This window comes from Clostridium sp. CM039, assembly GCF_055081075.1.
In genome coordinates this window covers 3,902,256-3,923,341 of record NZ_CM143649.1, presented here as the reverse complement: position 1 = coordinate 3,923,341, position 21,086 = coordinate 3,902,256, and the positions used below count along the sequence as shown (strand labels likewise).

18 protein-coding genes and 1 other annotated feature are annotated in these 21,086 nt (G+C 30.6%); of the genes, 6 read left to right on the top strand and 12 right to left on the bottom strand.

The genetic code is table 11. From position 1 onward, the window contains the following. Positions 1 to 650: 650 nt before the first annotated feature. The gene (locus tag ACWJJ2_RS18440; protein WP_462953653.1) at positions 651 to 3,293 is read right to left on the bottom strand and encodes a valine--tRNA ligase; all 2,643 of its coding nucleotides are present in this window, start codon (positions 3,291 to 3,293) and stop codon (positions 651 to 653) included. Between the two features lie 83 nt (positions 3,294 to 3,376). Further along, positions 3,377 to 3,602 (bottom strand) — a binding site (T-box leader). 173 nt (positions 3,603 to 3,775) lie between these two features. Between ACWJJ2_RS18440 and ACWJJ2_RS18435 the strand changes: the two genes are divergently transcribed. The 4 genes from ACWJJ2_RS18435 to ACWJJ2_RS18420 all read left to right on the top strand — a co-directional run bounded on the left by ACWJJ2_RS18435 (position 3,776) and on the right by ACWJJ2_RS18420 (position 7,430). Beyond that, positions 3,776 to 4,798 (top strand): ABC transporter substrate-binding protein, encoded by a 1,023-nt coding sequence (locus ACWJJ2_RS18435; protein ID WP_462953652.1) that lies wholly within the window; start codon positions 3,776 to 3,778, stop codon positions 4,796 to 4,798. 348 nt (positions 4,799 to 5,146) lie between these two features. Continuing rightward, positions 5,147 to 5,740 carry a hypothetical protein gene (locus ACWJJ2_RS18430; protein ID WP_216303288.1) on the top strand — a complete coding sequence of 198 codons (594 nt, stop codon included), beginning with the start codon at positions 5,147 to 5,149 and terminating at the stop codon, positions 5,738 to 5,740. A 113-nt stretch (positions 5,741 to 5,853) separates the two neighbouring features. Beyond that, positions 5,854 to 6,537 carry a helix-turn-helix domain-containing protein gene (locus ACWJJ2_RS18425; RefSeq protein WP_258280590.1) on the top strand — a complete coding sequence of 228 codons (684 nt, stop codon included), beginning with the start codon at positions 5,854 to 5,856 and terminating at the stop codon, positions 6,535 to 6,537. A gap of 74 nt (positions 6,538 to 6,611) precedes the next feature. Further along, on the top strand, positions 6,612 to 7,430 hold the full coding sequence (locus ACWJJ2_RS18420; protein ID WP_253198320.1) for an IS3 family transposase: 819 nt from the start codon (positions 6,612 to 6,614) through the stop codon (positions 7,428 to 7,430). Between the two features lie 173 nt (positions 7,431 to 7,603). Here ACWJJ2_RS18420 and ACWJJ2_RS18415 read toward each other — a convergent pair whose 3' ends face one another. The 7 genes from ACWJJ2_RS18415 to ACWJJ2_RS18385 form a co-directional block, all read right to left on the bottom strand. Continuing rightward, positions 7,604 to 9,619 carry an FtsX-like permease family protein gene (locus ACWJJ2_RS18415; protein ID WP_462953651.1) on the bottom strand — a complete coding sequence of 672 codons (2,016 nt, stop codon included), beginning with the start codon at positions 9,617 to 9,619 and terminating at the stop codon, positions 7,604 to 7,606. Then, positions 9,619 to 10,374 carry an ABC transporter ATP-binding protein gene (locus ACWJJ2_RS18410; RefSeq protein ID WP_216302026.1) on the bottom strand — a complete coding sequence of 252 codons (756 nt, stop codon included), beginning with the start codon at positions 10,372 to 10,374 and terminating at the stop codon, positions 9,619 to 9,621. The genes ACWJJ2_RS18415 and ACWJJ2_RS18410 overlap by 1 nt, the downstream gene beginning before the upstream one ends. 76 nt (positions 10,375 to 10,450) lie before the next feature. Beyond that, positions 10,451 to 11,449, bottom strand: a complete 999-nt coding sequence (locus ACWJJ2_RS18405; protein ID WP_462953650.1) for a sensor histidine kinase — start codon at positions 11,447 to 11,449, stop codon at positions 10,451 to 10,453. After that, positions 11,436 to 12,104, bottom strand: coding sequence for a response regulator transcription factor (locus ACWJJ2_RS18400; RefSeq protein ID WP_216302024.1), 669 nt, complete (start codon positions 12,102 to 12,104; stop codon positions 11,436 to 11,438). The genes ACWJJ2_RS18405 and ACWJJ2_RS18400 overlap by 14 nt, the downstream gene beginning before the upstream one ends. Before the next feature lie 171 nt (positions 12,105 to 12,275). Further along, on the bottom strand, positions 12,276 to 12,422 hold the full coding sequence (locus tag ACWJJ2_RS18395) for a hypothetical protein (RefSeq protein WP_253198089.1): 147 nt from the start codon (positions 12,420 to 12,422) through the stop codon (positions 12,276 to 12,278). After that, positions 12,413 to 12,712 (bottom strand): hypothetical protein, encoded by a 300-nt coding sequence (locus tag ACWJJ2_RS18390; RefSeq protein WP_462953649.1) that lies wholly within the window; start codon positions 12,710 to 12,712, stop codon positions 12,413 to 12,415. The genes ACWJJ2_RS18395 and ACWJJ2_RS18390 overlap by 10 nt, the downstream gene beginning before the upstream one ends. A gap of 32 nt (positions 12,713 to 12,744) precedes the next feature. Then, positions 12,745 to 12,915: a hypothetical protein gene (locus ACWJJ2_RS18385; protein WP_216302023.1), complete on the bottom strand. Its 171-nt coding sequence runs from the start codon at positions 12,913 to 12,915 to the stop codon at positions 12,745 to 12,747. Positions 12,916 to 13,260: 345 nt separating this feature from the next. On the opposite strand from ACWJJ2_RS18385, the gene ACWJJ2_RS18380 reads away from it, so the two are divergent. Beyond that, a complete protein-coding gene (locus ACWJJ2_RS18380; RefSeq protein ID WP_216302022.1) occupies positions 13,261 to 13,473 on the top strand; it encodes a helix-turn-helix transcriptional regulator in 213 nt (70 codons plus the stop codon). Between the two features lie 2 nt (positions 13,474 to 13,475). Beyond that, on the top strand, positions 13,476 to 13,874 hold the full coding sequence (locus tag ACWJJ2_RS18375; RefSeq protein ID WP_216302021.1) for a hypothetical protein: 399 nt from the start codon (positions 13,476 to 13,478) through the stop codon (positions 13,872 to 13,874). 292 nt (positions 13,875 to 14,166) lie between these two features. On the opposite strand, the gene ACWJJ2_RS18370 is transcribed toward ACWJJ2_RS18375, so the two are convergent. The 4 genes from ACWJJ2_RS18370 to ACWJJ2_RS18355 form a co-directional block, all read right to left on the bottom strand. Next, positions 14,167 to 14,634: a hypothetical protein gene (locus ACWJJ2_RS18370; protein WP_462953648.1), complete on the bottom strand. Its 468-nt coding sequence runs from the start codon at positions 14,632 to 14,634 to the stop codon at positions 14,167 to 14,169. Position 14,635: 1 nt separating this feature from the next. Then, positions 14,636 to 15,181 carry a PadR family transcriptional regulator gene (locus tag ACWJJ2_RS18365; protein ID WP_216302019.1) on the bottom strand — a complete coding sequence of 182 codons (546 nt, stop codon included), beginning with the start codon at positions 15,179 to 15,181 and terminating at the stop codon, positions 14,636 to 14,638. 273 nt (positions 15,182 to 15,454) lie between these two features. Then, positions 15,455 to 15,637, bottom strand: coding sequence for a hypothetical protein (locus ACWJJ2_RS18360; protein ID WP_216302018.1), 183 nt, complete (start codon positions 15,635 to 15,637; stop codon positions 15,455 to 15,457). A gap of 551 nt (positions 15,638 to 16,188) precedes the next feature. Beyond that, entirely contained in the window at positions 16,189 to 20,469 is a 4,281-nt protein-coding gene (locus tag ACWJJ2_RS18355) for an acyl-CoA dehydratase activase-related protein (protein WP_462953647.1), read from the bottom strand. Positions 20,470 to 21,086: the final 617 nt, after the last annotated feature.

Below are 21,086 nucleotides of genomic sequence, written 5' to 3'. Positions count from 1 at the left end.
ACATGTCCATTTTACAACAATAAAATAATTAAATATATTATTCATATATCTTTTATATTCCTTCATATTTCATAGCCATCTTAACCTTTATAAATGCTGATATGAAAAATATTCACAGTATTATTTTGCACTATCGTAGGTCCTCCCCTTTAATCTTATTTTAAGTATAATAATATTTTTCCAGAAGTCAATGTATTTTTTGTAAGTAAATCCATATATTATCCATATTTTATTTGTGATTCCTTCGTGTTTTTTATATATTTTGTATGTTTTGTAAAATACATTAGTATATATAACAGGTTTCATTATGAAAATAAATTCATAGTAATCTATATTTCTATTTATGAAAAAGGAATTAATAATAGAATTAAACTAATGAAATATATTTTTATATGTTTCATTTATTTTAATAGTTGGCCACCTCTAAATTAGATTCACCTTTTTTCACTTATCTTATAGTAGATCAAATTAGAGAATCTTTTCTCCTGTTCTTTATCAATACACCTTGCATAATTATTGGTATGCTGAACTCACACCATTCATTTTTTTCAATATTCCAACTTTTTATTTGTATGGTAAAAACAAAAAAAAACTATAGAATAGACTTTTCAAGTGTCTATTCTATAGTTTATCTTGCTTTTTATTAAAGATTATTTCAAGTTTTCTATACTTTTAATTACTAAATCATACATTTCTTTATATTTTTCGCCCTTAGCTTTTTCCTCATCAACCACTTCAATTGGAGCTTTAGCTGTGAATCTTTCATTACAAAGCTTTTTCTCTACTCTATCTATTTCTTTTTTTAGTTTTTCTTTTTCTTTATTTAATCTTTCTAATTCTTTTTCTAAGTCTACAAGCTCAAGTAACGGCATATATACCTGCGCGCCCTTAGTTACTACTGTAACTACATTTTCTGGTGCTTCGGCTTTTGTAGCTAGAAACTTAACCTCACTAGCTGATGCAAGTTTTTGAAAATAAACCATCCCTTCCTCAAATGCTTCTTTTGCCTCTGTAGCATATATAAATACTTTAGCTTTTCTTGAAGGTGCTACATTCATATCCGATCTAGCATTTCTTACGTCTTTTATCGCTTCTATGATATAATTCATATTTTCCTGCGCTTTTTCATCTTTAAGAGCATCGTCATACTCTGGCCACTTAGAAATCGTTATAGATTCATACTCATTATCTAAGTGAGTATAAATTTCTTCTGTTATAAATGGCATAACAGGATGAAGTAATTTAAGCCCAGTTTTTAATACATTGTTTAATACATTTAATGCGATGCCTTTAGCCTCTCCATCTTCTGCGTATAATACTGGTTTAACAAGTTCAATATACCAATCACAGAATTCTGTCCACATGAAATCATGAGTCTTTTGAAGTGCTATCCCTATTTCATATTTCTCAATATTTTCTGTAACTTCTTTTATTACAGTGTTCATTCTTGATAATATCCATTTGTCTGCAACAGTGTAATTTTTATTATCTTTATATTTCTCCATTAATTCGCAATTATTGTTCATCATAACAAATCTAGAAGCATTCCAAATTTTATTAGCAAAGTTTCTAGCTGCTTCAACTCTTGACTCATAGAACCTTATATCACTGCCTGGAGAGTTTCCTGTTGCGAGCGAAAACCTTAACGCATCTGAACCATATTGGTCTATTACGTCTAATGGATCAATACCATTTCCCAGAGACTTAGACATTTTTCTTCCTTGATCATCTCTAACCATTCCATGTATTACTACTGTTTCAAATGGCACTTCCCCTAAATTATAAATCCCTGAAAAAATCATTCTTGCTACCCAGAAGAATATAATATCATATCCAGTTACTAAAACACTTGTTGGATAGAACTGTTTTAAATCCTCTGTGTTATTTGGAAAGCCAAGTGTTGAGAAAGGCCACAATGCTGAACTAAACCAAGTATCAAGCACATCTTTATCTTGATTAAGATTTGTACTATTACATTTACTGCAACTTGTTGGCGCATTAACTGTAACTATAATTTCCCCACAATCTTTGCAATACCATACTGGTATTCTATGTCCCCACCATAACTGTCTTGATATACACCAATCTTGAATATTCTCCATCCAATTGAAGTATGTTTTTTCAAATCTTTCAGGAACAAATTTAGTTTTATTTTCCCGTACAGCCTCTATAGCTGGTTTTGCAAGTGATTTCATTTTAACATACCATTGTTTTGATAACATTGGTTCTACAGTGGTTTTACACCTATCATGAGTACCTACATTATGAGCGTGGTCTTTTATTTTAACAAGTAGTCCTGCATTATGTAAATCTTCTACCATGACCTTTCTTGCGTCATATTTATCAAGACCTGAATATTTTCCATAACCCTCGCATATAGCTGCATTTTCATCCAAAACCACTACTTCTGGAAGATTATGTCTTTTTCCTACTTGGTAATCATTAGGATCATGTGCTGGAGTAATTTTAACTGCGCCTGTTCCAAACTCTATATCAACATAATCATCTGCAATTATTGGTATTTCTCTATTTACTAGAGGTAGCATTATTTTTTTTCCTACTAAATGTGTATACCGTGGATCTTTAGGATTTACAGCTACCGCCGTATCTCCAAGCATAGTTTCCGGCCTCGTGGTAGCTATTTCTAAAAACTCATCGCTACCTATTATTGGATATTTAACATGCCAGAAGTGCCCCTCTTGTTCTTCAAACTCTATTTCAGCATCTGAAATTGCCGTCATGCATTTTGGGCACCAATTTGTTATCCTATTGCCTTGGTATATTAGTCCATCCTTATATAATTTAACGAAAACTTCTCTTACTGCATGGTTTAAGTTTTCATCCATGGTAAAGCTTTCCCTAGTAAAATCAACAGAACATCCCATTTTCTTTATTTGTCCTCTTATTTTTTCTCTATATTCATTAGTCCACTCCCAAACTTTTTCAAGGAAGGCTTCTCTTCCCATTTCTTTTTTCTTAAGCCCTTTTTTTAAAAGTTCATTTTCAACCTTTACTTCTGTTGCAATACTAGCATGGTCCTCACCAGGAAGCCACAAGGTATTGTACCCTTGCATTCTTTTAGTTCTTATTAGAATATCTTGAAGAGTATTATCAAGAGCATGCCCTAAATGTAATTTTCCTGTAATGTTTGGTGGGGGCATTACTATTGTAAATGGTTTTTTATCTTTATCAACGGTTGGAGTAAAAAATCCTTTTTCTTCCCACCATGCGTAAAGTCGTTCTTCAAACTCTTTTGGATCATAATTCTTAGCAATATTATTATTTTCTTCCATTATTAACTCCTCCTAAACAATAATTAGTATGTCAATTTATTTTAGCAATAAATTTCAAACAATAAAAAAAGAGCCTTCGTCTATAAAAGGACGAAAAGCTCGCGGTACCACCTTTTTTCCTACAATTTTGCAGGCTCTTTAAAATTTAACGATTAAGAAAACCGTCTTTGCCATCTACTCATAATTACATGAATTGGCAAAGAAGCTCCGAAGCTACCTTCAAGGTTTTTCATATAGAAGATCTTACAGCCTCTGGATCTTCCTCTCTTAATATTATTTTCCCCTACTCCTCTTCATCTACGCTTTTGAATGTTTTATGAAATTATTATCTAGTTGTTCAATTATTATTCACTTGTCTTTCATTTATTGTATACCTCTTAATTTACATATGTCAAGGTATTTCATTTTTGAATTTAAAATGTCACATCTACACGCTCTTTCATATTATATAATTATAGCAACTATATAATATGGAGGTATCTATGAAGCTTAAAAAAATTTCGATTTTTTCCCTGTTTCTTTCTTTCGCCTTGATAACCACCTTATTTTCCGGCTGTAAAAAGAAACCTAGTGATGCTTTAGTAAAAGTAAAATTAAGTGAAGTAGTTCGTTCTATTTTCTATGCCCCTATGTATGCAGCTATTTCTCAAGGCTTCTTTAAAGAAGAGGGTATTGAAATCAACCTTTCAACTGGGCAGGGAGCGGACAAAACTATGCAGCAGGTATTAAGCAAATCTGTAGATATAGGTTTCTGTGGACCTGAGCAAGTTATTTACATCTATAATCAACACCGAGAAGACTATCCTGTTATTTTTGCACAATTAACACAAAAAGATGGATCTTTCTTAGTAGGCAGAAATGCTGAAGCGAATTTCAAATGGGAATCCTTAAAGGGTAAAACTGTAATAGGAGGAAGACCTGGCGGCGTACCTGAAATGGCTTTTGAGTATGTCTTAAAAAATCATGGTATTAAACCAGTTATTGATATAAATCTTGTTACAAACCTCGCTTTCACAGCTACGTCCGGTGCTTTCAAGGGCGGAGCAGGTAATTATGTTACTCTTTTTGAACCTAGTGCTAGTATGATGAAAAAAGATAATTCTGGACATATTGTAGCCTCCATCGGAGCGTCCGCTGGAACCATACCTTATACATGTTTTTTTTCCACAAAATCTTATATAGAAAAAAATCCAGAAATGGTTCAAAAATTCACTAATGCAATATATAAAGGTCAAAAATGGGTAAGTAGTCATTCCGATAAAGAAGTAATGACTTCAATTAAATCTTATTTCCCTGGCGCAGATGAGGCTGTTCTTACTTCATCCATTAAAAACTATAGAGATATAAATGCTTTTGCGCCGAACCCAATATTAAAATCAGATGACTTAACAAAGCTTATGGATATAATACAATCTTATAACGCAGCGTTAATTCCCCAAAGACCATCTTTTAATAAAATCGTCAACAATTCCTTTAGCGACAAAGCCGTAAAAGACTTAAAATAAAAAGTAAAAAAGTATACATTACTATTAATGCATTCACTTCGCTAAGAACTACTAATTTTATTTTTAATTAATTTGCTAAAAAACATAAACTCGCTGTCGCTCAAACATATGTTTTTCGTAACGCATCTTAATTAAACATAAAATAAGAATTTCCAAATGAAAACTCAACCTCAATTATCAACTCTCAACTATAAAAAAGGCTATGTTTAAATTTAATGTTGATAATTAACATTTTCTGAATATTCGGATATAATAAGACTATATAAAGTATTCCGCAGATTTTATTATGGCAAGCTTAACGGTAAGCAATTTATATATAATAAAGGGGGAATAATCCTGAAAAAAATAATGAAATTATTCAGTCTACTATTTTTAATAACTATAGCTTTTACTGGATGTAAAAGTTCAGATGAAAACAATGCACAAAAAGTTGCTCAAGAACTTGGAAGAAATCTCTACACGGTAAATACAGAAAAAGTTGCTGAGTATAAGAAACTTCTTAGGGAAGGTAAAAAAATGGATATAGCAAGTGGAAATCCCACAAATACTGATGGAGTTATACCACATACACAGGAATATATCAAAATTATACAGTCCCTTGATAAAAATTTACTACCTTTAATGACAGCAAAGGGGTATGAAACTATTGCGGGACATTACAATATTGTGGCTACAAAGTTCTGTAATGACAATAATTATACTTTACATGTTACAGACTTTATCTTAGATAAAAATTTGTATGGTGAGAAAGAAGATAAAGCTGGATATTATTATGAAGCTAAATTGAAGTTTATTTCTACTAATGGGAAGGCTGAACGAACTGATACAGCAAAAGGATATATAGGGCTTTTAAACGAAAATGGTAAGTGGAAGGTATTTGTTTACAAATCAGAAGCAGACCCAAAATTGTATATTGAGCTAATGAAAAAAATTAAAAAATAAATGATAATATTAATATATAAATTAAGGGAAGTCCCAAATAAAATTGATATGCTCCCCTTATGGTAGACAGTTAAAATAATAAAACTGTTTACTATAAGGAGGGCTATTTTTTTATGGGAAGAAAATCAACTATATCAGACCAACAAAAAATTAAGGCTGTAACATCATATTTAAATGGAAAAGCTAGTATGTTAAGTTTATGCAACAAACTTCAAGTACATAAGAGTTCTTTTCAAAAATGGGTAATACGATATAAATCAGAAGGTGAAGCTGGGTTAAAACATTCTAGCAAAAATACTTCTTATACTGCCAAAATCAAGATTAACATTGTAAAAGAATATCTTGATGGGCATGGCTCACTGAATGATTTATGCATTAAGTATCATATTTCGTCAAATACAGTTTTATGCAATTGGATAAAGAAGTATAATGGTCATGAAAACATAAAATCTTCTGGAACAGGAGGAAAAATAATCATGACCAAAGGACGCAAAACTTCTTATATTGAACGCATTGAAATCATAAAGTACTGTATTGAAAACAATAACAGTTATAATAAAACTGTTGAAAAATATAAGGTATCTTATCCTCAGATTTATACCTGGATGAAGAAGTATAATCAGTTTGGTATTGAAGGGCTTTTGGACCGACGTGGAAAGCCAAAGGCTGAAGAGTTAATGACAGAAGATGAAAAGCTAAAAGCTCAATACAAGCTTTTAGAAGCACAAAATAGAAGATTACGGATGGAGAATGCTCTTCTAAAAAAAATCCAAGAGATAGAAAGAAGGCGATATTAAGCGAAGCTAGATACGAAGATACTTATCTTGCAATCCAAGAATTATCTAACAAAGATAAATTTCCTATAACTGAGTTGTGCATTATAGGCGGCGTTAGCCATTCTGCATATTATAAATGGCTACACAGAGAAAAAAGTAACCGAGTATTGAAAAACGAAGAATTATTAAAGCTTATTTGTGAGTTATATGAGGAAAAAGACGGTATCTTAGGCTATCGCCAGATGACGATTAAAATCCGTAGAGAATATAATAAAAAAGTTAATTATAAACGAATTTATCGTCTGATGCAGATATTAGGATTAAAATCCGTATGCAGAAAAAAAAGATATAATTATATTAAGTCAACTCCTGAAGTTACTGCAGAAAATATTTTGGATAGAAATTTTAAAGCAGAACAAGTCAATAAAAAATGGCTTACAGATGTAACCGAGTTTAAATATGGGAGAAGTGGACAAAAGGCTTATCTAAGTGCAATATTTGATTTAGGTGATAGAAGTATTGTTTCATATGTCATTGGTCATTCTAATAATAACCAATTGGTTTATCAAACCTTTAATCTTGCTGTTAAAGTATACCCTGATGCTAAACCAATATTTCATAGTGACCGAGGTTTCCAGTATACTTCAAAAATATTTAAAGAAAAACTAAAAAAAGCTGGAATGATACAGAGCATGTCGAGGGTTGGGCATTGTATTGATAATGGTCCAATGGAAGGATTTTGGGGAATCTTAAAAACAGAAATGTATTATCTTCATAAATTTGAAGACTATGAAAGCTTAAAGAAATCGATTGAAGACTATATAGAATATTATAATAATAGACGTTATCAAAAACGTTTAAAGTGCATGACACCAATGGAATATCAGCGATATCTATTAGGTAATGCAGCATAAATAAAGCGCCTACCAAATGATAGACGCCTTACATAAAATCTTTAATTATTTCCACTGTCTACTTGACAGGGGGCAGTTCAAATGGCTTCCCTTTTGAATTGTTATTTTAATATACCATATATACCGTTATCCTAATATGTGTCTAAGATGAATGACAGATAAAGAAAATAATACTATCCAACTACTTCCCTAATGTACCTCCCCCTTGTAATAAAGAAAGCTACCATTTGCAAAACTATATAAGCTGCAAACACGCAAAGTGATTTATTAAACATATACTCTCCATTTGGTACAACTCCATATATTACAGAGAAAAAATATGTTATTAAACTAACAGCCAAAATTACTGGAGTAAAAAAGATTATTGTAAGCTCTTTTGTTAAAACCTTTGATACCTCCCTATCTGTCATGCCTAATTGAACCATTTTTTTCACCCTTTCCTTTTCCTCATCAACACCAGTTAATACCTTAAAATATAATACCACTCCACTGGATATTAAAAGCATCATTCCTAAAAATAAACTTGAGAAAAGAATAAAGCCATTTTCTTTTATGCTTTTCTCTAAAATTCGTTGTTTAAATTCTGGTTTTAAAGACTCATCTCCGCGATTTAACTTCTTTAATTCACTTAAAATACTATTAAAGCTTTTATAATCCTTAGGGTCCTTTAACTTAATTAAATGGTCACAAGAAACAACCTTCTGCCCTAACTTACCTTTTATTCTTTTATAATCATCATCATTAATTATAAGAGCTGTTCCCCTTGAATAATCTAATGAGTAAAATTCATTAGTATATAGGCCTTCTATATATTTCTTTTTACTTTTTTCAACATATATATAGCTATCCTTATTCATAGTAGCTAAAAAATCCACAATCCGTGCATTCTTATCTTCTTTAAGATTTGCAATTTGTTTTTGTTGTTTAGAGGAATCATTTAAATTAATAATTACGTCACTATCCTTATATTTACTATCTGTAGGGGAGTTAAGTACCTGTACTAGTTCTCCATTATTTACAATAATATTTGTACCCATATGATTATTATAATTACCTTCACTTATAAGAGCAATATTTCCATAGGTCATAACCTTCCCTTCATAAGATCTATACTCCATAATATCTATGTTTTCCAAAAGTTTATGCTGTTTTATTTCCCCACCACTCGCTTTTACTATGTTTTTAAGCTCCTGGTCTGATATTTTATTAAGCTTTGTATTTTCTATAAAGCCAAAATCATAAGGATACATAATGTTTATGTTTTTTTCTATTGTGCCATACATACTATATGTCATGCTTATAAAAGTAATAGCTGCTGCTGCCAATATCAGAACTAAGTAAATAACGCTTTTATAAGATATAAACTTATGCTGCACACTGGATAATACCAAAAGATTATTATTATATGTCTTTTTAAAATTCACAAGCACTCTATTTACCATAGATATTAGTGAACTTATTATAAAATAAGGTGCTATTATTGTTGTTATAATAATTATGAGTAATGCGCTTTCACTTCCTATAAATATTTCTTGTTTAACTATTTTAGGAAAAAGACACAATGCGGTTATTAACGCTATCAAAGCTATTGTTCCAATTATAAAATTACCCTTACCTACCTCTGCCCTAGAAGAGGATTTTATAAGTTCTATTATGGATAGCTTTCTTACAAATATCACTTGAAATATTGAATTTACCAAGAAAATAATTATGGCTATAACTAAACACATAGAGTAGGTCTTTATATTTAGACTAGGTCTAAAATTATCAATCCAAAGTATTTTACCTATTATCATATAAAATAGTCTAGAAAACAAGGTTCCGACTATCATACCTGTTACCAAAGAAGCAGACAGTATTAAAATATTTTCAATAAATAATATCTTCCTTAAATCCTTAGTAGTAACCCCTAACGTCAAATATACTCCAAATTCTTTTCCCCTATATCTTATAAAGGATATAGTTGTATAGGAAATAAATACAATTGAAAATGCAATCATTAACACCAACATAGGTATAAAGTTCCCTTTAAAAGCATCAGCATCAGAAGCCATTGTAAATTCCTTACTAAATATTAGACTGCCATACATCAATAAAACAGCTATAATAAAGCTATTAGCTATGAAATAAGCTATATATTTCTTAAAATTAAACTTAATGTTCTTTATTATTATAGAAGTAAAAGTCATTATTTCTCTCCTCCTATAACACTTTGTGCTTCTAGTATTTTATCAAAGAACTTGTTTCTGTCACCATCTGATATTAATTCTAATTTTATGGCCCCATCCTTTATGAAAATTATTCTTTTACAGAAAGATGCTGCGAAGGCATCATGAGTTACCATAATTACTGTAGCGCTTTTCTCCTCATTCATATTTTTAAAAGTTGTCATTATACTTTTCGAAGACTTTGAATCCAAATTACCTGTTGGTTCATCAGCAAATATAACTGAAGGTTCACATATGAGTGCTCTAGCAGCTGCTGTTCTTTGTTTTTCTCCACCCGATATATTATAAGGGTACTTGTTTTGTAGCTCTTCTATATCTAGGTACTTCATAATATCTTTAGCTTTCCGATCTATTTCTCTAGGATTAACTTTATCTATTATTAAAGGAAAAGCTATATTCTCTTTAACATTTAAGCTATCTAAAAGATTAAAATCTTGAAATATAAAGCCTACCTTCCTTCTTCTAAATAAAGCTAGCTCATCCTTTTTCATTTTAATAATATCCTGTCCATTAATATGAACTTCTCCTGAGGTAGCTTTATCTATACCAGATAATATATTTAATAGTGTACTTTTTCCACTTCCACTAGGTCCCATTATCCCTATAAACTCACCCTTGTCCACATTAAAACTTACCTCATTAAGTGCTATAACTTCCTTTGCGTCTTTAAAAGCATTATAAACTTTAGTAAGCTTTTTAATTTGTAATATTTCCATATAAATCCACTCCTTTATTGTAACTTAAGTATAAATCTAATGTCACAATTTTCTAATTGAAAAACATTACTTAACCTTACAATTTTGAAAGGTAGCTGATTTCTACTATAGTTCCTTCACCTACCTTAGACTTTATATGAATTTCATGACCTAATTCATCAGCCACCAACTTAACCATATATAGCCCAATCCCTGATGACTTTTTATTATTTCTACCATTACTCCCAGTAAAAAAAGCCTGAAATACTCGCGATATATCTTCCTTCCTTATACCTATCCCTTTGTCTTCTACATATAATGTTATGTAATTATCTTCTTTCTTTAAACTAAAGGTAACATAGCTATCTTCTTTTTCTGAATACTTTATAGCATTAGCTATTATCTGCTCCAGCATATACTTTGACCATTTTTTATCTGTGTAAATATAATAATACTCATCTATAATAACCCTTGGAAATACCTTACTATATATAAATTCTCTTTTTTTATTATTAACAGCACTAGCTACTAACTCCCTTAGGTTAACTTTCTCTGGAATATAATCTTTTGCAAATTCATCTAATCTAAACAAATTAAGAGCTTCTTCTAAATTATCCTGTAGTTTCTTATTTTCTTCTAATATGTCATCAATCACATTACTACTACCTAACTCTTTTAACCCTTTTTCACAAGCCAAATCTATAACTGTTATAGATGTTTTCATATTGTGCACCCATTGAGCCATAAGGGTATCTCTTTCCTTTATCCTATTTTGCATCTTATAAAACTTATTTATATAGGTATCATGTATTTCATTAACAGCTCCAAAAACTTCCTTGTAATTATTGGATTTTTCTTTATAACCTGGACTTTTCTTAGCTTCATTAAGTCTTTCATATAAATTGTTGTACTCACTGATTTTGTAAATAATATAAATCAATAAGAAAAATAGACTTAAAGTTATAGGATATATGGCTTCTCTGCTATTAAATATCAAATAATAAAAACTCATTAAAACTATCGTATTTAATAAATACATTATTATGGCAGTCTTTTCTTTTTTCAAAACCATTAATACTAATTTAGTTAAACACATAGCCCACTCCTCGTTTTGTAATAATTGAATTTTCAGCTTCCAAATCTTTAAGTTTCTTTTTAACTCTAGTTATATTAACCGTTAAGGTATTGTCATCAATAAAAGCCGTATCATCCCATAAGGTTTCCAGTAATTCTTCTCTAGTTATAACCTTTCCATCATTACTCATAAATAACTTTAGTAGCTTGTATTCATTTTTACTAAGTTCTACTATCTTTTCTTCAAACTTTAACCTCATACTATCACTATTCAAGGTTAATCCTCCAATATTAAACCCTTCAGTAGCAACCACATTATTTGATCTTCGCAGCACAGCATTTACCTTTGCCAGTAATATCCCCATGCTAAAAGGCTTTGTTACATAATCATCTGCGCCTAGCTCCATTCCTCTAATTTGTTCCCCCTCCTCGCTTCTAGCTGAAACAATAATTACTGGAACCTTGGATTTATTTCTAATTATTTTTAAAAAGTAAAAGCCATCAAAGGTTGGAAGGTTAATATCTAATATTATGAGATTAGGTTCTATGCTCTTTACATCTTCTAATACATTTTCGAAGTCATTTAAGAGAATGGCGTCATAATCATAAGCATTTAAATATTCTTGCATATACTTTTTAAGTTTTAAATCATCTTCTATTATTAGAATTTTATTCATAGTAAATCTCCTAAGTTTATATTTATAATGCTAATTATACCATTTTTTTAAGATATAGAGATACATTTAGATTTAAGGATACTCTAATGCACATTCAAAAAAATAAAAAGGCACAAGAAGATTTAAATCCACTTGAACCACGATATACCAATATAAAAATATGAACCCACCTTAATTTTTTAAAAAATATTCTTCTGTTAATAAATCATCTCTAATTGAATTAGTAAATTTAATATGACATTTTTTATAAGTTTCTTTACTATTTCTTCTTACCAAAAAAGTATCCAAAAAACACATTCCCTTTGCTTTTAAAAACAATTCCCATTCTCCCAAAATTCCATATCATAATATTTAAGATATTTACTCAAGTTCGTCCGATTATATGGTATTATCCTATTAACTATAAATGCTCTAATAACATCACTTTGTACTTCTATTTCTTTAAGCTCAAACAATCCATAAAATTCTGCTGGATATAACTTTAAATCATTAATTTCTTTATTTCGCTTAAAACTATATTCTTCTGACACTATGTCATAGGACAATTGTCCTAAAAAATAATCTTTATTCATAAGATCTACTGTTTCAATTACTGATTTGGGAAGCATCTTTTAACCTCCTTTATTCTTTCTCTCAACAATTACAAAATAAAATCCACTCTTTTTCCACTAAAATACTCTTTGTACTTATCTATTATTTGCTCAAAATCAATATCAATATTTAAACTATGTTTATCTACTAGCCTTAATTGTTTTTTATTGCTACTTTCAAAACATTTAGCATAGTCCGCGTCTAATAATAAATCATCCATGTCTTCATTTATTAAATCCTCTTCCTGACTTCACCAAATACTTATGATTCCCTCTAATTATAATGTATTTTTCGTAAACACCAAGCGATGAACTATTTATAAAATTCCTTATATTTTCGATTCCCACTTTTTCTTTCACCTCACTCTTCACTACACGTACATATAATCTTTACTTCCTATATTCTTTATTATAACCATAATTCTATGTTGAAACAACATACGCTATTTAAAAATCATTCAAGGTAATAGTATATTATATTTAGTGTAAATATATCTTTACACTCAGTAATATTTTCTTTATAATATAAGTAAAGATATCTTTACTTATTGATTGGAGGGCTACAAATGAGGGTGATAAATCATATTCGTGAAATTCGTCAAGAAAAGATGATAACACAAGTTAAAATGGCAGAAGATTTACAAGTTACGAGGCAAACTATAAATGCAATTGAGAAAAATAAATATAATCCCAGTTTGGAGTTAGCACTAAAATTAATACAGTATTTTGATGTGCCAATTGAGGAATTATTTTATTTAGGAAAATCAAAGGGGGAATAACTATGAAAAATAAAAAATTGCAAATCTTTGGTTGGGTGTTTATCATGTTATGTATGATGATAGGTGGTTTTTGGGGTATGTATATTTTTGGTGAAGACCCTATTGAATATGTTATGCCTATTATAGGTGGGTTAGCATTCGGAAATATCATAACTTTGATTTTATATAAGTGGAATAAAAAAAGAAATGGTAATATTCCAGATGCTGATGAACGAACTCTGCTACTTTTGAAACGTTATCTTATGATTGTACTTTACGTTGTTCTTTTGGGTAGTGGGGCTATTTTACTTATTCTATATTCAATGGGTGTTCATTCTATTGAAACTGGTATGTTGATCGTATATATGATGGTATTATATATATTAATTGGGGTTGGTGCTGTTATAACAAAATGGTTATAAATCAGATAATTAATTCATTCCATAAAAAAAGTTATCCACAAATAAGGTAAGTACGGTTGTTTTGCTAAAATTCAAAGGCCTATTTTAAAATTTAGGCCGGTTCTTCGTTTTCCATAATGTACCATTTATCTTTTTAACCGTAAATGTTATTTGTATATCTTTTGAACCACCTACAGATTTATTTTGCGAATCAAATATATAAACTGAATAAATCATTTTCACATAAACTATAAATCTATAAGTATACAATATAATAAACTATGATTTGAATAACTGAGGTTTTATTGTTATATTAATATGATGAATAATAATCTATATAAGTAATTATAGTATGTGCTATCCCAAAAATCGTTAGTGGTACAATAGCAAATAGATTGTGAAGCCATATTTCTGCTAAAATGAAATAAATTACAGGAAAAACAGCTATTGATATAATCATAATAAAATTAGTACCTATTGTAAAATATGCTATCCAAAATCCATAGTATGATAATAATATTATTAACATAAAAATTGTATATCCACATAATATTGGAGAAACTTTCTTACTGACCCCAAATATCAAAAGTGCAAAAAATATCGTTTGACTGCCATGCTCAATAATATCTAATAAGAGATGTTTATTGGTTACTACCGTCGAACCATTTGGATCCTTCAATATAAAAAAGAGAATATTCGGTAGCATAGGTAATATAAAGACTATTAACCCTTTCCATGAGAATCCTATGTTATTTTGTAAAATCTCCATTACTTTATCCATATTATTCTCCCTTCTCCAAATGTTCTAAGATTTCCTTACTCCAATCAATATATAACTTTGCCTGACGTATGCCTAGATTTAATACATAAAGTATATGCTTATGATTATTATGTATTTCTATGTCTCTATTTAACTGCACATCAAACAAATTAAATAATTCCAACTTTTGTTCTGATTGTTCTTTAAACCGAATAATATGTTTTCGCATTTCCTCCACATTTTTCTCATTTGATAAAAACATTTTTAAAAGGAATTCACTTCTAGAAGTGTCTTTTTCATTATCTGCTTCCATCCATTGCCTTATCTCTTTTTCCCCTTCGGGAGTCACTTTATATCTTATTTTTTCACGTTTTATTTTTCCGTTTGATTCGTTGTTAGAAAACTCAATTAATCCTTCTTCTATCATCTTTCTAAGTTCTGGATATATTTGCCCAAAGCTCTCCTGCCAGAAGAATGACATTCGTATATCTATAATTTTTTTCATTTCATATCCGCTTAGCTCTTCTTCCTGAAGAAGTCCAAGTAATACATACCTTGTTTTTTTCACTTATGTCCTCCCCTTTATTTCACTTGTTAAAATCAATTTTCTAATATTTTGTCTTTTCATAGTTGATCCCCCATTATTATATCTTTAAGATATGTATCTTTTAGTTATATATCTTAAAGATATAATAATACGAAAATTTGAGTATGTCAATTCTAATAAACAAAATAAATTTATTAATGGTGCACTTCTATATGAGAAAATACTTGTTAAAATTAAGATTTAATACAATATAACTACACTTAGATATAGTTATAACAAAACGCTATGATAAAATCATTGCGTTTTATTTGAATGGCACTCATCCTTATTTTCTAAAAATCCTCCTGCAATGCTTACTAGTTCATTCTCAAGATCTTTTTCAATTTGTGAATTATGCAAAAATATTACCTTAATAAAATTACTTCTTTCAAACTCTTCTTCCTCTTCTATTCTTTTTAATTCTGGAAAATCATCCAATGTTCATTTTCTTCTGAAATCTGCAATTAACATATAGGAAATAATTTCACCGTAAAAGTCATCTTTTAGCGTATATGCTTCAAAGTTATTTAATTTTATTGGTTTCATTTTTTCCTCCAAATAATAAATTATAATTCTACACAAAATGTATTATAAATCAGATAATTAATTCATTCCATAAAAAAAGAAGGTATTACCCCTCTCTTATATTCCATATTCTTTTATGTGTCTATATCAATAAATTCCATACTTTTTCATCATAATACATTGTGTGGAATATGATGATTTGAATATTTTTTCTTGGATTATGCTAACAAAAGTATATATTGCGTAAAATGCATTTGAACTAGCCTTAGTGATTCTTAATTTATTTTAATTACAGATGGGTGAAGAAAAATATATGTTTGAGCGTAAGCGAGTTTGTATTTTTTAGCAACTGTAAATAAAATAGATTTTAGAATTACTTCGCGATGTGAAATCACTTAGCAATATATACTTTTCGTTGTAGCATAATTTAAGAAAAAACTTGTAATTAACAATTCATTAGATTTTTAATCTGTTTTTTTATCACTAGCTACTTCTTGGTGCGCAATTTTAACTTCTTCCTCACTCTTAAGGTTTTTAAAAGCAATGGACATCATAAGCTTTATTCTATTAATTTGATTTACTTCACTTGCACCCGGGTCATAATCTATAGCGGTTATATTAGAGCCTGGATACCTCCGCTTTAATTCTTTAATCATTCCTTTACCTGTTACATGATTTGGAAGACAAGCAAAAGGTTGCATACACACTATGTTTCTTGTTCCACTTTCAATAAGCTCAACCATTTCAGCAGTAAGAAACCATCCTTCACCTGCCTGATTACCTAGTGATAAAATAGGTGATGCTCCTTTCGCTAATTCCTGTATAGTTTTAGGTGCGTGAAATCTTTTACTACTTTCTAAAGCTGATTTCATACATTTTCTGAAACCTTCTATATATCGAATCGCTATGTTACTTAGTACTTTATCAGTCCTACTCTTACCCAAATACTTATATTTAAAGTCAGCATCATATGCACAGTATAAGAAAAAGTCCGTTAAATCCGGCATAACTGCCTCCCCACCTTCATTTTCAATAACATCTATAATATTATTGTTAGCTGTAGGATGGAACTTAACTAAAATCTCTCCTACTAGACCTATCTGAGGTTTCGAAATGTTTTTGATTTCTAGATTGTCAAAATCAGCTACTATAGAGGATATATTATTATTAAACTCGCGACTATTACCTTTTGTCACGGCTTCTTTACATATTTTCACCCATTTTTCATAAAGTAAATTAGCTGAGCCTAGTATCTTCTCATAAGGTCTAACCTTGTATAGTACCCTCATAAACAAATCTCCGTACACTAAAGCCATTATCGATTTTTTAACCATTGGATATGTGAATTTTAAACCCGGATTTTTCTCAAGACCAGCAGCATTTAAGGATATTACTGGAATCTTTGGAAACCCCGCTTCCTTCAAGGCTTTCCTAAGGAATCCAATATAATTTGTAGCTCTACATCCTCCACAGGTTTGAGAAATTATAACGGAGGTATTATCTATTTCATATCTACCTGATTTTAAAGCAGCAATTATTTGTCCTACTACAATTATTGTTGGATAACAAGCGTCATTATTTACATATTTTAAGCCTTCATCTACAGCTTTAGTATCTACCGAAGGTAAAATTTCTAAATTGTATCCTGATGAATTAAAAGCTTCCTGTACAAATTGAAAATGCACCGGAGACATTTGTGGGCATAAAATCGTGTGATTTTTTCTCATTTCCTTGGTGAAAATAATTCTACTGTTGATTTCCTCAGTTTTACTCGGCAAAGTTCCGTTCTTGTCTCTTTCATCGAGGGCGGCTTTTAAGGATCTAATTCTAATTCTAGCAGCTCCCAAGTTATTTCCCTCATCAATTTTTAAGCTTGTATATATCTTGCCGCTATTTTCTAAAATTTCTCCAACTTGGTCCGTGGTAACTGCATCAAGTCCACACCCAAAAGAATTTAGCTGAATAAGCTCAATATTGGGCTCTTTTGCTACAAAACTCGCCGCTGCGTATAACCTAGAATGATATACCCATTGATCCACTATTTTTAAAGGTCTTTCAACAACACCTAGATGAGCTACAGAATCCTCTGTAAGCACGGGCATATCAAATCCCGTAATTAAACTAGGAATTCCATGATTAATTTCTGGGTCTATATGATAAGGTCTCCCTGCTAAAACAATACCCCTCTTTCCGGTCCTCCTAATATATTGTACGACTTCCGCACCTTTACTTTGAATATCCAATTTTACCTTTTCAGTTTCGATCCATGCCTTTTTAACCGCCATAGCAACTTCTCTTTTATCAATTCCAAAACTCGCTAGCTCACCCGCTAATCTATCAATTATTTTTTTCTTATTATCTAAAGAAATAAAAGGATTCAGGAACTTAATATCTCGTTCCTTCAAAATATCCATATTATTTTTTATTACCTCAGGATATGAAGTTACTATAGGACAGTTATAATGATTATCCGCGCCTGATTGCTCCTTTTTTTCATATGGAATACAAGGATAGAATATAGTGTCTACCCCCTTATTTATAAGACTCATTATATGCCCATGTGCTATTTTAGCCGGATAGCAAGCAGATTCTGAGGGAATAGTTGCAATTCCCATTTCATATACCTGTTTAGAAGATCTTTGGGATACTTCTACCCTGAATCCTAAATTGGTAAAGAAGGTAAACCAAAACGGATAATTTTCATATATGTTAAGTACTCTTGGAATGCCTATTACACCCCTAAATGCCTCTTCCTTCTTTAATGGAGTATAATCAAATATTCTTTTATACTTATAGTCATAGAGATTAGGAACCTCTTCTTTTTTACTGCTTTTTCCTAATGCTTTTTCACAGCGATTACCAGTTATAAATTCCCTTTCATTATCAAATTTATTAATTGTAAGAACGCATTGATTTGCGCATTGCTTGCATCTACCCATTGAAGTTTCTACATTAAAACTATCCAATTGTTCGAGTGATAACAATGTAGAAATTTTGCCTTTTACTGCTCTTTCCTTTGCAATAAGTGCGGCACCAAATGCACCCATTAGTCCTGCAATATCTGGCCTAACCGCCTCTCGTCCTGAAATAATTTCAAAAGCCCTAAGTACTGAATTGTTATAAAATGTTCCGCCTTGAACTATTATTTTCTTACCCATGTCCTTTGGGTCTCTTATCTTAATAACTTTAAGCAGTGCATTTTTTATTACCGAATAAGAAAGTCCTGATGATATATCCCCTATAGAGGCGCCTTCCTTCTGAGCCTGTTTAACCCTTGAATTCATAAACACAGTACATCTTGAACCTAAGTCCACTGGGCTTTTAGCAGACAAGGCTACATTTGCAAAATCTGATATTTGCATATCTAAAGAATTAGCAAAAGTTTCTATAAAAGAACCACAACCAGAAGAACATGCTTCATTTAGCATTATACTATCGATTACCCCATCTTTTATTTTTAAACACTTCATGTCTTGCCCGCCAATGTCTAATATAAAGTCTACTCCTGGCAAAAAGAATTTTGCTGCCTTGTAATGAGCTATAGTTTCAATTTCTCCAATGTCCACTTTTAATGCAGCCATTATTAGCCTTTCACCATAACCTGTTACCGATGAATTTTTGATGATTACTTCACTCGGTAAAATAGTGTATATATGTTTTAATATTTTACTAACTACAGTCAATGGATTGCCTTCATTACTTCCATAGTAAGAGTATAAAATTGCGCCTTCCTCATCTATAAGTGTAACTTTGGTAGTTGTAGATCCGGCATCTATTCCCAAAAAACAATTCCCCGTGTAATCCGCTAATTCTTTTCTTGCTGCCTTATATTTGCTCTGTCTTTTGTTAAATACTTGTAGCTCCGCATCATCTATAAATAAAGGCCTAAGTCTTCGAACATCGAGGCTCGATACTTCCTTTAACTTTGGAAGCTGCCTCTTTAGTTCTTCAAAAGAAATAATGCCCTCATCCTTTGATGACATAGCAGCCCCTAGCGCAACAAATAACTGAGAATCCTTAGGAAAAATAACTTGATCCTCTGAGAGCTTTAATGTCTCAATAAACCTTTGTCGTAGTTCAGACAAGAAATATAATGGCCCACCTAAAAATGCAACATTTCCCGTAATCGGTCTACCGCAAGCAAGTCCACTAATAGTTTGATTAACTACTGATTGAAAAACTGACACAGCAATATCTTCTTTCGCAGCACCTTCATTTAATAAGGGTTGAATATCAGTTTTAGCAAAAACTCCGCATCTAGCTGCAATTGGGTATATAGTTTTATACTTCTTTGCAAGTTCATTAAGTCCCGCTGCATCCGTTTGAAGCAGTGATGCCATCTGATCAATAAATGCGCCAGTACCACCAGCGCAAGTACCATTCATTCTTTGGTCTATTCCTCCATCAAAATATATAATCTTTGCATCTTCTCCACCTAGTTCAATAGCCACATTAGTTCTTGGGATAATATTTTCTATAGCATAAGTACTGGCAACTACTTCTTGAATAAATGTGATATTGAGCCATTTAGATAAGGCTAGTCCACCAGACCCCGTTACCACTATAGTTATATCGCATTCACTGAAATCATTATAAGCCTCATATAAAAGCTCGGCTATTGTACTTTTTATATCAGAAAAATGCCTTTGATACTTACTATATATTATTTTTTCTTGATTATTTAACACTACTATTTTAACAGTGGTAGATCCTACATCTAATCCAACATGTAATATTTTTTTCATAATTATCTTCTCTTTCCCCGCAAGTCTGGATTTATTTGTGTTTTTTGACCCTAATATTTTATTATATATGTTAATGCAGTTGGATTCAATCTCCATTTTTTTAAAATAACCTAATATTTCAGTAAATAGCCTATTTATTATATATCTTTATTCTTCAAAAACCGAATTTATTCCCTCTGCTACAGATACTTATAATATTTTTTCTATTAATTACATATCATTATTGATAAAATTTGTAATTATTAATTGTATTTGTATTTGTATAATATTAAAACATAAGTATATAAAATTATAACTCAATAACCATAATATTTTCAACCTAATTTTTCTTTATTATAGTATGTACATCCCTATCTATTTATTATGGTATTTATATAAGTGGGTGGCTTTCCTTCTGAAATATCGTTAATCATCATCTGCGATGCTGCAATATTAACGACTTCAGAAGGCGTTTTATATTTCTACTTAACTCTTATTTTTATTATAGATGTATATTCCTACTTAAGTAAGTGGGTGCCCCTTCTGAAATGTCGTTAACAATACATTATCTACCCTCATATACTAAACTATAACTCTCAAGGGGATGACAAAGTGATTAAAGTAGAAATTAATAATAT

What these genes read in the sequence shown, in the direction of transcription:
- ACWJJ2_RS18440 (WP_462953653.1), bottom strand. Translation starts at nt 3,293, where the DNA reads ATGGAAGAAAATAATAATATTGCTAAGAATTATGATCCAAAAGAGTTT.
- ACWJJ2_RS18435 (WP_462953652.1), top strand. Translation starts at nt 3,776, where the DNA reads ATGAAGCTTAAAAAAATTTCGATTTTTTCCCTGTTTCTTTCTTTCGCC.
- ACWJJ2_RS18430 (WP_216303288.1), top strand. Translation starts at nt 5,147, where the DNA reads ATGAAATTATTCAGTCTACTATTTTTAATAACTATAGCTTTTACTGGA.
- ACWJJ2_RS18425 (WP_258280590.1), top strand. Translation starts at nt 5,854, where the DNA reads ATGGGAAGAAAATCAACTATATCAGACCAACAAAAAATTAAGGCTGTA.
- ACWJJ2_RS18415 (WP_462953651.1), bottom strand. Translation starts at nt 9,619, where the DNA reads ATGACTTTTACTTCTATAATAATAAAGAACATTAAGTTTAATTTTAAG.
- ACWJJ2_RS18410 (WP_216302026.1), bottom strand. Translation starts at nt 10,374, where the DNA reads ATGGAAATATTACAAATTAAAAAGCTTACTAAAGTTTATAATGCTTTT.
- ACWJJ2_RS18405 (WP_462953650.1), bottom strand. Translation starts at nt 11,449, where the DNA reads ATGTGTTTAACTAAATTAGTATTAATGGTTTTGAAAAAAGAAAAGACT.
- ACWJJ2_RS18400 (WP_216302024.1), bottom strand. Translation starts at nt 12,104, where the DNA reads ATGAATAAAATTCTAATAATAGAAGATGATTTAAAACTTAAAAAGTAT.
- ACWJJ2_RS18390 (WP_462953649.1), bottom strand. Translation starts at nt 12,712, where the DNA reads ATGCTTCCCAAATCAGTAATTGAAACAGTAGATCTTATGAATAAAGAT.
- ACWJJ2_RS18385 (WP_216302023.1), bottom strand. Translation starts at nt 12,915, where the DNA reads ATGGATGATTTATTATTAGACGCGGACTATGCTAAATGTTTTGAAAGT.
- ACWJJ2_RS18380 (WP_216302022.1), top strand. Translation starts at nt 13,261, where the DNA reads ATGAGGGTGATAAATCATATTCGTGAAATTCGTCAAGAAAAGATGATA.
- ACWJJ2_RS18375 (WP_216302021.1), top strand. Translation starts at nt 13,476, where the DNA reads ATGAAAAATAAAAAATTGCAAATCTTTGGTTGGGTGTTTATCATGTTA.
- ACWJJ2_RS18370 (WP_462953648.1), bottom strand. Translation starts at nt 14,634, where the DNA reads ATGGATAAAGTAATGGAGATTTTACAAAATAACATAGGATTCTCATGG.
- ACWJJ2_RS18355 (WP_462953647.1), bottom strand. Translation starts at nt 20,469, where the DNA reads ATGAAAAAAATATTACATGTTGGATTAGATGTAGGATCTACCACTGTT.